We start from the raw sequence: 14167 nt of genomic DNA on the forward strand, positions 1-14167 counted from the left end.
GGGCCGAGCCGGGGGGGCGGAGCGGGGCCGCCGCTAGCCCTCGCCGCCGGCGCACGGCGCCTCGTGGTTCGGGTCGAGGGACGACAGCAGGGCGCGGAGGGTCTCCCGGAACTCGAGCATCTGCTCGCGGGTCAGCGGGTCGAACAGGTGGCGCCTGACCTCGGCGACATGCCCGGGAGCCGCCTCTCGCAGGACGGCGTAGCCCTCGTCGGTCAGCCGCGCGATCGTCGTGCGGCGGTCGTGGTCGTGCTTGCAGCGGCTCACCCAGCCGACCTCCTCCAGCCGGTTCACGGCGTGCGAGAGGCGGCTCGGGGACGAGTGGACGATCTCGGCGAGCCGGGTCATCGTCAGCGCCCGGCCGGGCGCCTCCGACAGCATGGCCAGGATCATGTAGTAGGCGTGCGGCATGCCGGAGTCGCGCTGCAACTGCCGGTCGAGGGCCTCGTTGAGCAGCCGCGACGTCCACAGGAAGGCACGCCAGGTCTCCTGTTCGGCGTCGTCCAGCCAGCGCGTCTCGGTCATGCCCCCAGTCTACCCAAATATTTGAACCCTCAAGGCTTGAAGTTTCAAGCATCTCCCGCGTATGGTTGAACTCTCAATTAATTGAGAGACCCGGAGAGACCCAGGGAGGAACCCCATGGCCCGGATGCCCGTGCTCTACCTCAGCCACGGCGCCCCGCCGCTGGCCGACGACGCCGTGTGGACCGAGCAGCTCGCCCGCTGGTCGGCGGACCTGCCGAAGCCCGAGGCCGTCCTCATGGTGTCCGCGCACTGGGAGGAGGCGCCGCTGAGCATCGGCGCCACCCGCCGGGTGCCGCTCGTGTACGACTTCTGGGGTTTCCCCGAGCGCTACTACCGCGTCCGCTACGACGCGCCCGGCGCCCCCCAGCTCGCGGCCGAGGTGCGGAAGCTCGTCCCGGGCGTGCACCAGGACGAGCGGCGGGGGCTGGACCACGGCGCGTACGTGCCGCTCGTGGAGATGTATCCGGACGCCGACGTCCCCGTGCTGCAGATGTCGATGCCGACGCTGGAGCCGGAGCGGCTGTTCGACCTCGGACGGCGCCTCGCGCCGCTGCGCGACCAGGGCGTCCTGATCATCGGGAGCGGTTTCACCACGCACAACCTGCGGCAACTGCGCCCGGAGCCGGACGCCGAGCCGCCCGCGTGGTCGGCGGAGTTCGACGAGTGGGCGGACCGGACCGTGCGGGACGGCGACATCGACGCCCTGCTCGACTTCCGCGCCAAGGCGCCCGCGGCCCGCATCGCGCACCCTCGGACGGAGCATTTCGCGCCGCTGTTCGTGGCGCTGGGAGCGGACGCCGACCAGGCGCCGGAGGGCCGCCGGTCGGTGATCGACGGCTACTGGCTCGGGCTGGCGAAGCGCTCGTTCCAGTTCGGGTGAATTGTCACGTTCCGTCCGGTTGATGGGAAGCGGCTCAGGAGCCCGCGGCCTCCATCTGCGCGAAACCGGTGCGCCACGAGGTGAACCGCGGCTTCCAGCCGAGGCTCAGCGCCTTCGCGTTGGACACCGGGCGGCCCGTCGTCGCGGCGTGCTTCCCGGCGCTGCCCGGGTGCGGAGCGCCGATGGTCGCGCTGTACACGGGCAGCCAGTCCGCGGTGGTCGCCGGCTCGTCGTCCACGATGTTGACGGGCCCGGCCGGCCAGTCGAGCGCCGCGAGCGCCGCCGACGCCGCGTCCTCGGTGTGCACGAAGGACGTCCACGACGGCGCCGGGCGCATCGTGCCCGCGCGGACCCGCTCGGCGATCGCGCCGTCGGGGGCGTACCAGGTGCCCGGGCCGTACAGCGCCCCGTACCGCAGGACGACGCCGCGCGGCATCTCGGCGACCGCCTTCTCCAGCGCCGCGACGCCCTCGTACGGGGGGAGCGAGGAGTCGAGCGGGTCGGTCTCCACGGCGGGCGCGTCGCCCGGCACGTACAGCCACGCGATGCTCTGCGCGATCATCGTCTCGACGCCGGCGGCCCGGGCGGCGTCCACCAGGTTGCGGGTGCCGGCGATCCGCAGCCGCGAGTTGGCGCCGAAGTCCTCCTCGCTGAGATCGGTGAGCTGGTGGATCACCGCGTCCGGGCGCGCGGCGGCGACGGCGTCGCGGACCGCCGGGCCGTCGAGCATGTCCACGACGACCGGTTCGGCGCCGAGATCGCGGAGCAGGCCGGCCCGTCCGGTCCGGCGGGTCGTCCCCGCGACCTCGTGGCCCGCCTGAACGAGCAGCGGGATCAGCCGGCGGCCGATGACTCCGGTCGCTCCGGCGAGGAAAATCTTCAAGGGGGTACCTCCGCGACTGTCACGCCCTTGTGAGCTCATCTGTATGAGATCGTCCGTGTGCACTGCGCCTGGCGTTCGGCATGGTAGCCCCCCTGCGTCCGGCCGGACGAAGTCGGACGAGCCGCACCGCCCCCGGAGCCCCGTCCGCCATGAGCGTACCGCCGGGAACGGCCCGGACGCGTTTCACGTCCGGCGCGGGTGAGAATTCTTGTCTTCTGACAGGTCCGTCCGATGCGGAGGAACGCGCACATGAAGATCACTCTCGTCCGGGGCGACATCACCGAGCAGGAGGTCGACGCGGTCGTCAACGCGGCGAACTCGTCGCTGCTGGGCGGTGGCGGGGTGGACGGCGCGATCCACCGCAGGGGCGGCCCGGAGATCCTCGACGAGTGCCGCAAGCTGCGCGCCTCCCAGTACGGCGGCGGCCTGCCGACGGGCCAGGCGGTCGCGACGACGGCCGGGCGGCTGCCCGCCCGCTGGGTGATCCACACCGTCGGGCCGGTGTACTCCTCCGCCGACGACCGCTCCGACCAGCTGATCTCCTGCTACCGCGAGTCCCTCCGCGTCGCCGACGAGCTGGGCGTCGCCTCGATCGCGTTCCCGGCCGTGTCCGCGGGCATCTACGGCTGGCCCATGGACGACGCCGCGCGCATCGCCGTCGGCACCGTCCGCGCCACCTCGACGCAGGTCACCGACGCCCGCTTCGTCCTGTTCACGGACGACGCCTACGCGGCCTTCGAACAGGCGGTGGCGGCGGGCTAGCCGTCCTTCCGCGGCGGGGGCACGACCAGGACCGGGCGGTGCGCGTGGTGCAGGACGCGGGTCGATACGCTGCCCAGGATGACCGACCGCGCCCCCGCGAGACCGCGCGAACCGGTGACGATCAGGGACGCGTCCAGCTCGTCGGCGACGTCCACGATGGCGGCCCACACGGGCCCGCCGCCGCGCTCCGCCCGCGTCGTCACGTCGGTCAGCCCGGCGGCCCGCGCCATGTCGGCGCCCTTGCGCGCCAGTTCCTCGGCCTGCTTCTCCTCCTCGAACCCCTCGTCGGGGGCCTCGGCGGCGACCGGCACGGCGGCGGCCAGCGGCGCCCAGCCGAGCTGGGTCAGCAGCGGCTCCCACACCGTCATGACGACGGCCGGCTCGGGCTTGAGGCGCCGCGCGGCGTAGTCGACGGCGGCCCGTGCGTCGTCAGAACCGTCAAAAGCGATCAGAACTGTCATACCGCTGGCCTTTCCAAGATCGCCTCCGGCTGAACGTGCACGCCCGGCGCAGTGGCCGATCTCTCAGTGCCCGTCTCTCTCAGTGCCCGCCCTCCCGGCCGCCGGCGGGCGGCCGGGGCCGGGCGGCCCGGCGAACGCCTGGGCGATGTCCAGCCAGCGGTCGGCGTCCGGGCCGGTGGCGGCGAGGGCGAGGTCGGCGCGGTGGCGGCGCTGGGTGACGGCGTGGCAGAAGTCGAGCGCCGGGCCGGTCACGCACTGCCGCGCGTCCGCCGGCCCCCACGTCCACTCCTCGCCGCCGGGGCCCTCCAGGACGACGCGGAACTCCTCGGCGGGCGGCTCCAGGCCCCGGGTGCGGAACGAGAAGTCGCGGGTGCGGACGCCGATGTGCGCGACGTGCCGGAGCCGGTGCGTGGGCTCGCGGCGCACGCCGAGCGCGTCGGCGACGTCCTCGCCGTGCGCCCACGTCTCCATGAGCCGCGCGGTCGCCAGCGTCGCGGCGCTCATCGGCGGGCCGAACCAGGGGAGGCGCGTGCCCGGCGGGACGGCGGCGAGCGCGTCCACCATGCGGCGGCGCCCCTCGCGCCAGCGGGCGAGGAGGGCCGCCGGGGCCTCCTTCGCGCCCTCCCGCGCGCCCGCGTCGACGTAGCCGCCGGGGTCGGCCAGGGCCTCCTCGACGAGCTTCGCGAAGGCGCCGGCGTCGGTCGCGGCGACGACGGCCTGGTCGTCGGTCCAGGCGAGGTGGGCTATCTGGTGCGCGATCGTCCAGCCCTCGGCGGGGGTCGGGTCCGCCCAGCGCTCGGCTGGAAGCGGGGCGACCAGGGCGTCGACGGAGTCGCCCTCGGCCGCGAGGTCGGCGAGCAGGGAGTGCAGATCCGGCATTCCGCCAGCATCGCCGATCACGGCGCCGCCGGTACAGGATCCCGGCCTACAAACCGAACGGGATTCTTTAGTGCAGGAGCGCGCGGGCGGCGGCGTAGTCGGCCTTGCCGTTGGGCAGGCGGAGGCTCCGGTCCGTCCGGACGAACGCCTTCGGGATCTTGTAGCGGGCCAGCCGGGCCGCGCAGCCGGCGCGCAGCTCGTCGTCGGGCGGCGCCCCGGCGGGGCCGATCACCGCGACGATCTCCGTGCCCCAGCGCTCGCTCGGCCGGCCGACGACCAGCGCGTCCGCGACGCCCGGCAGCCCGCGCAGCACCGACTCGACCTCCTCCGCGAACACCTTCTCCCCGCCGGTGTTGATCGTCGTGGCCTCCCGGCCGCGGACCTCCACGGTGCCGTCCGCGAGCAGCCGCGCCCGGTCGCCCGGCACCACCAGCCGCTCGCCGTCCAGGGTGAGGAACGTGGCCGCGGTCTTCTCCGGGTCGCCGAGGTAGCCGAGCGGGATCGAGCCGCCGCCCTTGGCCAGCCAGCCCAGCTCCTCCTCGCCGGGCGCGAGGCGCCGGGACCGGTCGGCGGACAGCACCGCCGTCCCGGGCGCGGCCGCGAACGACGTCGCCGACGAGCCGTTCCGCGTCACCTGGAAGCCGGACTCCGACGACCCGAGGACGTCCACGATCCGGGAATGCGGGAGCAGTTCGAGCATCCGCGCCTTCACGGCCGGGCTGATCGCCGCGGCGGAGTTCACGAACGTGCGGAGCGCGCCCAGCTCGTGGGGGCGCGCCTCCAGCGCCGCCACGATCGGGCGGGCGAACGCGTCCCCGACGAGCGGCATCCGGGTGACGCGCTCGCGCTCGGCGGTGGCCATCAGATCGGCGGCGTCCAGGCCGTCCACCCGGTCGGGGAACACCACGCATCCGCCGCCGCACCAGGCGCCGAGCGCCGACCACGTGCCCGCCCCGTGCATCAGCGGCGGGCCGACCAGGACGCGCACGTCGCTGCGCACCGCCCGCGCGACCGCCTCGTCGAGGCCGGTGAGCGGCGACCCGTCGCGGCGGCGCAGGCCGAGCGGGCCGGCCATCAGGTCGCCGATCCGCCACAGCACGCCCTTCGGCATGCCCGTCGTGCCGCCCGTGTAGAGGATGTGCAGGTCGTGGGCGTGGGGCCGCACCGGCAGCGGGTCGGACGGCGCCCCGGCGAGGGCTTCCTCGTAGTCGAGCGCGCCGGGCAGGAGGGCGGCGCCGGACTCGTCCGCCACCTGGAGGAGCAGCGGGCGCCCGCCGCCGAGCCGGCCGGCGAGCCGCTCCACGACGCGCCCGATCGCGTCCGCGAAGCGCGCGTGGTAGATCACGGCGGCCGGGCGGGCGTCGCCGAACAGGTGGGCGAGCTCGTCGTCCACGTACCGGTAGTTGACGTTGAACGGGGCGACCCGCGCCTGATGGGCGGCGACCAGGCCCTCCAGGTACTCGGGGCCGTTGTGCAGGTAGAGCGCGAGATGGTCGTGCGGCGACTCCCACGGCTCGGCCGCCGCGCCGCGGGAGCCGCCGCGCAGGCCGAGGCCGTGCCCGTGCAGGACGTTCGCCAGCCGCCGCGTCCGGTCGGCGAGTTCGCGCCAGGTCATCCGGCGGTCGCGCCACACCAGGCATTCGCGGTCGGGGATCGCGGCGGCGATGGCCTCGTGCAGGGTCGCCAGGTCGAGCATCGGCACTCCTCGGGGGACGGTGTCGGCAGCACCGTAACCGATGACTTACCGAATCTGGTTCAGCGGGGGGCGCGGTCGGGGTGCCGGGCATACGCCGTTGGACGTACGAGGCATAGCGGGCGAGAAGGAACAATTACCGGGTGCCCCCAGCCCAGAAGCCGCGGGGGGAGGTCACCCGCGGCACCACCGCCCCCAACCGCCTGCGCCGCGTCGACCGCTGGATCGCCGCCACCCAGGCCCGCCCGCTGCGCACCGGCGGGCGCCCGCTCGCCGTCGACCTCGGCTACGGCGCGTCCCCGGTCACCACGTTCGAGCTCTACGACCGCCTGCGCGCCGTCTCCCCGCACCTGGAGGTCGTCGGCGTCGAGATAGAGCCGGAGCGGGTCGCCGCCGGCCGCACCCTCCTCGCCGCCCTGCGGAATGGACTGAACGGAGCCGGGGGGCCGGGCCTGTACGCCGGGCTGTCGTTCCGGCGGGGCGGGTTCGAGCTGCCGGTTCCGCGTCCGCCCGTGCTGGTGAGGGCCTTCAACGTGCTCCGGCAGTACGACGAGCCGGCGGCCTGGCGCGCATGGGACGACCTGCGCTCGCGCCTGGCGCCCAAAGGAGTCCTCGTGGAAGGGACGTGCGACGAGATCGGGCGGCGCGCGGTCTGGGTGACCCTCACCAAGGACGGCCCCCAGACCATCACGTTCGCGGCCCATCTGCGCTCGCTGGAACGTCCGTCCGCGCTGGCGGAGCGGTTGCCGAAGACCCTGATCCACCGCAACGTGCCGGGCGAACCCGTCCATACGCTGCTGACCCGCTTCGACCGCTGCTGGGCGACGGCCGCGCCGTACTCGGCGTTCGGCCCTCGCGCGCGCTGGGTCGAGGCCGTGTCGCTGCTGGCGCGGACCCATCCGGTCCTCACGCGACCCCCGTACGGCGGGCGGAACCGGTGGCGCCTCGGCGAAGTCACGCTCCCCTGGACGGCGGTCGCGCCCGATCCGCGGTGAAGCCCTGCCCTGCGGTGAAGCCCTGCCCCGCGGCGGAGCCCTACTCGCGGTGCAGCTTGTAGGGGGCGGCCTGCACCCGCGGCTGGACGTCGATCCGGTCGATGTTCACGTGCGGCGGGCGGGTGACGGCCCAGGCGACGCAGTCGGCGACGTCCTCGGCGACCAGCGGCTCGGGGACGCCCTCGTAGGGCTTGGCGGCGCGCTCCTCGTCCCCGCGGAACCGGACCAGCGAGAACTCCTCGGTCTTCACCAGCCCCGGCGCGATCTCGGTGACCCGGACCGGCTCGGCGACCAGCTCCAGGCGCATCACCTCGTTGACCGCGTAGGCGGCGTGCTTGGCGGCGTTGTACCCGCCGCCGCCCTCGTACGGGACGTGCGCGGCGAGCGAGGTGATGTTCACCACATGGCCCGCGCCGCTCTCGATCAGCTTCGGCAGGATCGCCTTGGTCACCCGCACGAGGCCCAGGACGTTCGTGTCGTACATCGTCTGCCAGTCGTCGAGGTCCGCGGTGGCGACGCCGTCCAGGCCGAGGGCGCCGCCCGCGTTGTTGACCAGGACGTGGCAGCCGTCGACGGCCGCCGCGAGCGCGTCCACCGACTCCTGCGACGTCACGTCCAGCGTCACCGCCGCCACCCTGCCGGCGCCCGGCACGGTCTCGGCGATCTCCTTGGCCAGCGCGTCGAGGCGGTCGCGCCGCCGCGCCGCCGCGACGACGTGGAACCCTTCCGCCGCCAGGCGCTTCGCCGTCGCGGCCCCGATCCCGCTGCTTGCTCCGGTCACTATCGCGGTCTTACGCATGCGTCCAGGGTCCCAGGTGCCGGGAGGCGGGTCGCCGGTGAGGTCGATCACTGTGGCGGGAAGTCACGGTTGTCCCCCTTGTTGAGGGAACACCTAACACGGTCGATAGGTTGCACTACCGGAGGTGGTGTGCAGTGTCGCGTCGTATCAACCGGGTTGCGACGGTCAGTGTTCATACTTCCCCCCTTGACCAACCCGGCACCGGCGACGCGGGCGGCATGAACGTCTACATCGTCGAGGTCGCCAAACGGCTGGCCGCGAGGGGTGTGGAAGTCGACATCTTCACCCGCGCGACCTCGCGGGCCCTGCCCCCGGTCGTCGAGCTCGCCCCCGGCGTCCTCGTCCGCAACGTCGTCGCGGGGCCGTTCGAGGAGCTGGACAAGACCGAGCTGCCCCGGTACCTGTGCGGCTTCACGTCCGGGGTCCTGCGCGTCGAGGCGGCCCACGACCCCGGCCACTACGACCTCCTGCACACGCACTACTGGCTGTCCGGGCAGGCCGGGCAGGCCGTCAAGCAGCGGTGGGGCGTGCCGCTCGTGCACTCCATGCACACGATGGCGAAGGTGAAGAACGCCGCCCTCGCGGACGACGACAAGCCGGAGCCCGCCGAGCGCGTCCTCGGCGAGGAGCAGGTCGTGGCCGCGTCCGACCAGCTCGTCGCGAACACCGGCAAGGAGGCCCACGAGCTCGTCGGCCTCTACGGCGCCGACCCCGCGCGCGTCGCGACCGTGTCGCCCGGCGTCGACCTCTCCCTGTTCCGCCCCGAGTCGCCGATCCTGGCCCGCGGCGCCGGGCTGCTCCCGCACCGCACCGGCCCGGCCCGCCGCCGGCTCGGCCTGCCCCGCGACGCCTACGTGCTGCTGTTCGTCGGCCGCATCCAGCCGCTCAAGGCGCCGGACGTCCTGCTGCGCGCCGTCGCCCGCATGCTCGCGGACGACCCGGCGCTGCGCTCGAAGCTCGTCGTCGCCGTCGTCGGCGGCCCGTCCGGCTCCGGCCGCTGCCGCCCCACCGGGCTCCAGTCGCTGGCCGCTCAGCTGGGCATCTCGGACGTCATGCGCTTCGAGCCGCCGAGCCCGCAGCGCGAGCTGGCCGACTGGTACCGGGCCGCGGACGTCACCGTGGTCCCGTCCCACAGCGAGTCGTTCGGCCTGGTGGCCGTCGAGTCGCAGGCGTGCGGGACGCCCGTCGTGGCCTCCCGCGTCGGCGGCCTCTGCACGGCCGTCGCGGACGGCGAGTCCGGCGTGCTGATCTCCGGGCACGACCCGGCCGACTACGCCGCCGTCCTGCGCCGCCTGCACGCCGAACCGGGCCTGCACGCCCGGCTGGCCCGCGGCGCCGTCCGACACGCGCACGGCTTCGGCTGGGACGCCACCGTCGACCGCCTCCTCGACGTGTATACCGGTGCCATGACGATCCCGTCCGTCCACGTCCCCGCGGAGGTCTCCGCATGAGCGAAGCGAACCCGGGGACGCGGGGCGGCGCGCCCGACCCGGTCGAGACCATCCGCGAGACGCTCAAGGCGGCCGAGCTGGAGTTCGACGAGCCGCGCGAGAACGCGTTCTTCGTCAAGCTCCCCGGGCAGCACAAGCTCGCCACCATGACGTGGCTGATCGTCGGCGACCACTCGCTGCACATCGAGGCGTTCTTCTGCCGCCGCCCCGACGAGAACCACGCCGAGTTCTACCGGTTCCTCCTGGAGAAGAACGGCCGCATGTACGGGGTGGCGTTCGCCCTGGACGACATCGGCGACGTCCACCTCGTCGGGAAGCTCCCACTCGCCTCGATCTCCCCGGACGAGATCGACCGCATCCTCGGCTGCGTCCTCACCTACTCCGACGAGAACTTCGACAAGGCCCTCGAACGAGGGTTCAAGACGTCCATCCAGCGCGAGTGGGACTGGCGGGTCAAGCGCGGCGAGAGCCTCGCCAACCTCCAGGCGTTCGCCTCCTTCGCGGACCCGGCCAACCGCGAGTGACCCGCCGGGGGCCGATAGGCTCTGGTGTCATGGCGACCTTGGTATTGCTCCGGCATGGCGAAAGCGTCTGGAACGCGGAGGGGCTGTTCACCGGCTGGGTGGACGTCGACCTGTCCGCGAAGGGGGAGAGCGAGGCGACCCGCGGCGGCGACCTGCTGCTCGACGCCGACATCACTCCCGACGTGGTGCACACCTCCCTGCTGAAGCGGGCCATCCGCACCGCCAACATCGCGCTGGACGTGGCCGACCTGCTCTGGATCCCCGTCAAGCGGTCCTGGCGGCTGAACGAGCGCCACTACGGCGCCCTCCAGGGCAAGAACAAGGCGCAGACGCGCGAGGAGTTCGGCGAAGAGCAGTTCATGATCTGGCGCCGCTCCTACGACACCCCGCCGCCGCCCATCAAGGACGACGACCCGCTGTCCCAGGTCAACGACCTCCGCTATGCCGAGCTGCCGTCCGAGCTGATCCCGCGCTCGGAGTGCCTGGCCGACGTCGTCGACCGGCTGCTGCCCTACTGGTACGACGCGATCGTCCCGGACCTGGCCGTCGGCAAGACCGTCCTGGTCGCCGCGCACGGCAACTCGCTCCGCGCCCTGGTGAAGCACCTCGACGACATCTCCGACGAGGAGATCGTCGGCCTCAACATCCCGACCGGCATCCCGCTCGTCTACGAGCTGGACGACGACTTCGCCCCGCTGAAGCGCGGCGGCGAGTACCTCGACCCGGCCGCCGCCAAGGCGGCGATCGAGGCCGTCAAGAACCAGGGCGCCGCCAAGAAGGACGACCCCAAGCCTCCCGCCCCGCCCGCCAAGGAGGCCAAGGAGGCCAAGAAGGAGAAGTCGAGGCGCGGCCGCAAGAAGTGATCCGCCGGGGGGCCGCCGCCGAGGCGGCCCCTCAGCCGGCGAACACGGCCCCTCAGCCGGCGAACACGGAGATGACGGCCCCGCCGACGACCGCGAGCCCGGCGAACGCCAGCGGCCCGGTCGCCCAGGCGCAGGCCCGCGCCTGCTCCTCCGTCGCCCCGGCCCTCACCAGGGCGCGCCGGACGTCCTCGTAGGGGCGCGCGCCGCGGTCGGGCGCCGGCATGAACGCCACGGGCGCGTACAGCACGCTCAGCACGAGGACCAGCGCCCGCGCGGGCAGCCCGCCGAGGGCCCAGTGGACCGCCAGCACGACCAGCGCGAACGCGGCCAGGCCCGCGATGTAGAGGACGACCGACGTCACGGCGGCCCACACGGCGTCCCCGCCCGCGGACCGCACGACCGGCCCCCAGATCATGCTGATCATCGACGAGCGCAGCAGGAACACCCAGGCCGTCAGCGCGACGACGACGGTGACGATCAGTGCCGTGTCCACGTCCCACCCCGGTATCGGTGCCTCCAGGGTGATCTTTCCAAAACCCGGCCGGGCGAGGGAAGGCGGCGGTGTCAGCCGAGGTCGGCGATCTCCTCGGGGCGCCGGCCGGTCACCAGGTAGACGACGTTCTCCGCCACGTGGACCGCGTGGTCGGCGAAGCGCTCGAAGTAGCGGCCGGCGAGCGTGATGTCGACGGCCGGTTCGACGCCGTGCGTCCACCCGGGGGACAGCAGGACGTCGAACAGGCGGCGGTGGAGCCGGTCCATCCGGTCGTCGTCGGCGTCCAGTTCGAGGCCCGTCTCCACGTCCTGCGACGCGATCACGCCGCCCGTCTTCGCGATCATCCGCTCGGCGGTCCGCCCCATCTCCAGGACGGTCGCCCGCAGCTCCGGCGGGACGGCCGACTCGGGATGCCGGCGGCGCGCGGTCCTGGCGATGTGCACGGCGAGGTCGCCCATGCGCTCCAGGTCGCCGCTCATCCGCAGCGCGGTGATCAGGGTGCGGAGGTCGCCGGCGACCGGCTGCTGCCGGGCCATCAGGTCGAAGACCGTCGCCTCGATGTCCGCGTCGATCTCGTCGACCTGCTCGTCGCCGCTGATCACCTCCTCGGAGAGCCGCAGATCGGCGTCCAGCAGGGCGGTCACCGCGCGGGCCATCGCGGACCGGACGAGGCGGGTCATCTCCACCAGGCTGTCGGTGAGGGAGCCGAGCTCCTCGTGGTAGGCGTCGCGCACGTGAAGTCCTCCGCAGGGGAACGGGACGGGGGCAGGCCCGCCGTGTGGTCGCGGGGCCTGCTCGCCCACGCCACAGCCTGCCGTCCCACCGTGAACGCCCCTGGAGCCGAAGGTGAACTTTCGGCTAACGGAGGGACCCGACCAGGGCAGACGGGCAGGGCGGGCCGGAACGCCGCCTACGATCCGAGGTGTGGAGGTCGAGATAGTGGCGGGCCTCGCCGGTGCGGCCGGGCTCGCGATCGGGCTCGCGACCGGCCTGGCGGTGCGCGTGAGCGAGCGGGCGCAGCGGGCCCCGGCGCCCCCCGCCCCCGCGGAGGCGCTGCCGCCGGGCGTCGCGTCGGTGCTGAGCGTCCTGCGGTCGTCGGCCGTCGTCGTCGACGGCGAGGACCGGGTGCTGCGCGCCAGCTCCGCCGCGCGCGCGTACGGGCTGGTCAGCGGCGACCGCCTCGTCGTGGACGAGGTGCTGGCGATGACCCGGCTCGTCCGCCGGGACGGCGAGATCCGGGAGAACGAGATCCAGGTCGGCCCGACCAGGGGGCGCGGCCGCGCCGACGGGCGCTGGTTCGCGGTCCGCGTCGCGCCGCTCGGCTCGCACGGCCTCGTCCTCGTCCTCGCCGAGGACCTCACCGACATGCACCGCACCGAGGCGATCCGCCGCGACTTCGTCGCGAACGTCAGCCACGAGCTGAAGACACCCGTCGGCGCGCTGTCGCTGCTCGCCGAGACCGTCGAGGGCGCCGCCGGCGACCCGGAGGCCGTCCGCCGGTTCGCCGGGCGGATGCAGTACGAGTCGACGCGGCTCAACAACCTCGTCCAGGACCTCATGACGCTGTCGCGGGTCCAGGGGGACGAGCCGCTCCCCGACATGGGGCCCGTCGCGCTGGACGACGTCATGGCGGAGGCGCTCGAACGCTGCCGGTTCAAGGCGTCCGCCAAGCACATCGAGCTGGCGTCCGGCGGCGAGGAGGACCTGCGGGTCCGCGCCGACCAGGAGCTGCTCGTCACCGCGCTGCGCAACCTCGTCGACAACGCCGTCGCCTACAGCGCCGAGCGCACCCGGGTCGTCGTGTCGGCGCGGCGGTGCGACGACCGGCGGGTCGAGATCAACGTGACCGACCAGGGCATCGGCATCCCCGACGCCGAGACAGGCCGCATCTTCGAGCGCTTCTACCGGGTCGACCCCGCCCGCTCCCGGCGGACCGGCGGGACCGGGCTCGGCCTCGCCATCGTCAAGCACGTCACCGGCAAGCACGGCGGCGACGTGACGGTGTGGAGCAAGGAGGGGCACGGGTCGACGTTCACGATCCGGCTGCCGCTGCTCGACGCGCCGTCCCGCCCCCGCCCGGCCGCGAGGACCGCGGACAGAGCTCACAACACCGCCCGGGAGGCAACACCGTGACCCGCGTGCTCGTCGTGGAGGACGAGGAGTCGTTCAGCGACGCGCTGTCGTACAACCTCCGCAAGGAGGGCTTCGAGGTGGCGGTCGCCGCCACCGGACCCGACGCGCTGGACCTCTTCGAGCGCAGCGGCGCCGACCTCGTGCTGCTCGACCTGATGCTGCCCGGGCTGCCCGGCACCGAGGTGTGCCGGGAGCTGCGCGCCAAGTCCAACGTGCCCGTGATCATGCTGACCGCGAAGGACGGTGAGGTCGACAAGGTCGTCGGGCTGGAGCTCGGCGCCGACGACTACGTCACCAAGCCGTTCTCCACCCGGGAGCTGATCGCCCGGATGCGGGCCGTCCTGCGCCGCCGGGGCGAGGCCGGGGAGCCGGCGCCCGCGGCGCTGGAGGCCGGTCCCGTCCGGATGGACGTGGCGCGGCACGTGGTCACCGTCGGCGGCGAGCCCGTCCAGCTGCCGCTCAAGGAGTTCGAGCTGCTGGAGGTGCTGCTGCGCAACGCCGGCCGCGTCCTGACCCGGATGCAGCTGATCGACCGGGTGTGGGGCGCCGACTATGTGGGCGACACGAAGACGCTGGACGTCCACATCAAACGCCTCCGCGCCAAGATCGAGGAGGTGCCGTCCACTCCGCGGCACATCGTGACCGTCCGGGGCCTGGGCTACAAGTTCGAACCCTGAGCGACGCGCCTGCACGAATCTGGAACGGCCCGTCCGGCTGCCGGACGGGCCGTTCCACATGGTGCGCCCAGCATGGGCGATTGCTTGGGGGTGAAAGTCCCCTGGAGGAAGAGGTGGTGCTAACTCCGAGCCGGAGGCAAGGGCGTCGTCGT

General features: G+C 73.5%; 16 protein-coding genes. 8 read left to right on the plus strand and 8 right to left on the minus strand.

Going from position 1 to position 14167, the window contains the following annotated elements:
- Positions 1 to 33: 33 nt before the first annotated feature.
- Positions 34 to 522, minus strand: a complete 489-nt coding sequence (locus tag ABTW95_RS32930) for a MarR family winged helix-turn-helix transcriptional regulator (RefSeq protein ID WP_500228332.1) — start codon at positions 520 to 522, stop codon at positions 34 to 36.
- 115 nt (positions 523 to 637) lie between these two features.
- Between ABTW95_RS32930 and ABTW95_RS32935 the strand changes: the two genes are divergently transcribed.
- The gene (locus ABTW95_RS32935) at positions 638 to 1402 is read left to right on the plus strand and encodes a dioxygenase family protein (RefSeq protein ID WP_500228333.1); all 765 of its coding nucleotides are present in this window, start codon (positions 638 to 640) and stop codon (positions 1400 to 1402) included.
- A gap of 34 nt (positions 1403 to 1436) precedes the next feature.
- Here ABTW95_RS32935 and ABTW95_RS32940 read toward each other — a convergent pair whose 3' ends face one another.
- Positions 1437 to 2285 carry an NAD-dependent epimerase/dehydratase family protein gene (locus ABTW95_RS32940; protein ID WP_500228334.1) on the minus strand — a complete coding sequence of 283 codons (849 nt, stop codon included), beginning with the start codon at positions 2283 to 2285 and terminating at the stop codon, positions 1437 to 1439.
- Between the two features lie 249 nt (positions 2286 to 2534).
- On the opposite strand from ABTW95_RS32940, the gene ABTW95_RS32945 reads away from it, so the two are divergent.
- Complete coding sequence (locus ABTW95_RS32945; RefSeq protein WP_396450550.1) at positions 2535 to 3047, plus strand: O-acetyl-ADP-ribose deacetylase; 513 nt, start codon at positions 2535 to 2537, stop codon at positions 3045 to 3047.
- On the opposite strand, the gene ABTW95_RS32950 is transcribed toward ABTW95_RS32945, so the two are convergent.
- From ABTW95_RS32950 to ABTW95_RS32960, 3 genes are all read right to left on the minus strand, one after another.
- Entirely contained in the window at positions 3044 to 3508 is a 465-nt protein-coding gene (locus tag ABTW95_RS32950) for a universal stress protein (RefSeq protein ID WP_396450548.1), read from the minus strand. The two genes, ABTW95_RS32945 and ABTW95_RS32950, sit on opposite strands and share 4 nt — an antisense overlap.
- Positions 3509 to 3571: 63 nt before the next feature.
- Positions 3572 to 4387: a TIGR03084 family metal-binding protein gene (locus ABTW95_RS32955; protein ID WP_500228335.1), complete on the minus strand. Its 816-nt coding sequence runs from the start codon at positions 4385 to 4387 to the stop codon at positions 3572 to 3574.
- A gap of 67 nt (positions 4388 to 4454) precedes the next feature.
- Positions 4455 to 6083 carry an AMP-binding protein gene (locus ABTW95_RS32960; protein ID WP_500228336.1) on the minus strand — a complete coding sequence of 543 codons (1629 nt, stop codon included), beginning with the start codon at positions 6081 to 6083 and terminating at the stop codon, positions 4455 to 4457.
- A gap of 140 nt (positions 6084 to 6223) precedes the next feature.
- Here ABTW95_RS32960 and ABTW95_RS32965 point away from each other — a divergent pair, with 140 nt between their 5' ends.
- On the plus strand, positions 6224 to 7075 hold the full coding sequence (locus ABTW95_RS32965; protein WP_500228337.1) for a class I SAM-dependent methyltransferase: 852 nt from the start codon (positions 6224 to 6226) through the stop codon (positions 7073 to 7075).
- Positions 7076 to 7115: 40 nt separating this feature from the next.
- On the opposite strand, the gene ABTW95_RS32970 is transcribed toward ABTW95_RS32965, so the two are convergent.
- A complete protein-coding gene (locus ABTW95_RS32970) occupies positions 7116 to 7874 on the minus strand; it encodes an SDR family NAD(P)-dependent oxidoreductase (RefSeq protein ID WP_396450540.1) in 759 nt (252 codons plus the stop codon).
- 134 nt (positions 7875 to 8008) lie between these two features.
- Here ABTW95_RS32970 and mshA point away from each other — a divergent pair, with 134 nt between their 5' ends.
- Genes mshA through ABTW95_RS32985 form a run of 3 tightly spaced genes read left to right on the plus strand, consistent with a single transcriptional unit; the run spans position 8009 to position 10712 of the window.
- Complete coding sequence (gene mshA, locus ABTW95_RS32975) at positions 8009 to 9325, plus strand: D-inositol-3-phosphate glycosyltransferase (protein ID WP_396450538.1); 1317 nt, start codon at positions 8009 to 8011, stop codon at positions 9323 to 9325.
- A complete protein-coding gene (locus tag ABTW95_RS32980) occupies positions 9322 to 9849 on the plus strand; it encodes a type III secretion system chaperone family protein (protein WP_396450536.1) in 528 nt (175 codons plus the stop codon). Before mshA ends, ABTW95_RS32980 begins: the two co-directional genes overlap by 4 nt.
- A 29-nt stretch (positions 9850 to 9878) precedes the next feature.
- Entirely contained in the window at positions 9879 to 10712 is an 834-nt protein-coding gene (locus ABTW95_RS32985) for a phosphoglyceromutase (RefSeq protein ID WP_500228338.1), read from the plus strand.
- A gap of 52 nt (positions 10713 to 10764) precedes the next feature.
- Here ABTW95_RS32985 and ABTW95_RS32990 read toward each other — a convergent pair whose 3' ends face one another.
- Both ABTW95_RS32990 and phoU read right to left on the minus strand, forming a co-directional pair.
- Positions 10765 to 11205, minus strand: coding sequence for a hypothetical protein (locus ABTW95_RS32990; protein WP_500228339.1), 441 nt, complete (start codon positions 11203 to 11205; stop codon positions 10765 to 10767).
- A 71-nt stretch (positions 11206 to 11276) separates the two neighbouring features.
- Positions 11277 to 11939, minus strand: coding sequence for a phosphate signaling complex protein PhoU (gene phoU, locus ABTW95_RS32995; protein WP_396450531.1), 663 nt, complete (start codon positions 11937 to 11939; stop codon positions 11277 to 11279).
- 190 nt (positions 11940 to 12129) lie between these two features.
- Here phoU and ABTW95_RS33000 point away from each other — a divergent pair, with 190 nt between their 5' ends.
- Entirely contained in the window at positions 12130 to 13338 is a 1209-nt protein-coding gene (locus ABTW95_RS33000) for a sensor histidine kinase (protein ID WP_396450529.1), read from the plus strand.
- Positions 13339 to 13343: 5 nt separating this feature from the next.
- The gene (locus tag ABTW95_RS33005; RefSeq protein WP_500228340.1) at positions 13344 to 14015 is read left to right on the plus strand and encodes a winged helix-turn-helix domain-containing protein; all 672 of its coding nucleotides are present in this window, start codon (positions 13344 to 13346) and stop codon (positions 14013 to 14015) included.
- Positions 14016 to 14167 lie beyond the last annotated feature (152 nt).

The organism is Spirillospora sp. NPDC127506 (genome assembly GCF_040302145.1).
In the GTDB taxonomy this organism is placed as follows: domain Bacteria; phylum Actinomycetota; class Actinomycetes; order Streptosporangiales; family Streptosporangiaceae; genus Spirillospora.

Bases quoted from the DNA above. Each gene is read 5' to 3' on its own strand.
- ABTW95_RS32950 (WP_396450548.1), bottom strand. From the start codon at position 3,508: ATGACAGTTCTGATCGCTTTTGACGGTTCTGACGACGCACGGGCCGCC.
- ABTW95_RS32945 (WP_396450550.1), top strand. From the start codon at position 2,535: ATGAAGATCACTCTCGTCCGGGGCGACATCACCGAGCAGGAGGTCGAC.
- ABTW95_RS32960 (WP_500228336.1), bottom strand. From the start codon at position 6,083: ATGCTCGACCTGGCGACCCTGCACGAGGCCATCGCCGCCGCGATCCCC.
- ABTW95_RS32985 (WP_500228338.1), top strand. From the start codon at position 9,879: ATGGCGACCTTGGTATTGCTCCGGCATGGCGAAAGCGTCTGGAACGCG.
- ABTW95_RS32930 (WP_500228332.1), bottom strand. From the start codon at position 522: ATGACCGAGACGCGCTGGCTGGACGACGCCGAACAGGAGACCTGGCGT.
- ABTW95_RS32955 (WP_500228335.1), bottom strand. From the start codon at position 4,387: ATGCCGGATCTGCACTCCCTGCTCGCCGACCTCGCGGCCGAGGGCGAC.
- ABTW95_RS32980 (WP_396450536.1), top strand. From the start codon at position 9,322: ATGAGCGAAGCGAACCCGGGGACGCGGGGCGGCGCGCCCGACCCGGTC.
- ABTW95_RS32935 (WP_500228333.1), top strand. From the start codon at position 638: ATGGCCCGGATGCCCGTGCTCTACCTCAGCCACGGCGCCCCGCCGCTG.
- ABTW95_RS32970 (WP_396450540.1), bottom strand. From the start codon at position 7,874: ATGCGTAAGACCGCGATAGTGACCGGAGCAAGCAGCGGGATCGGGGCC.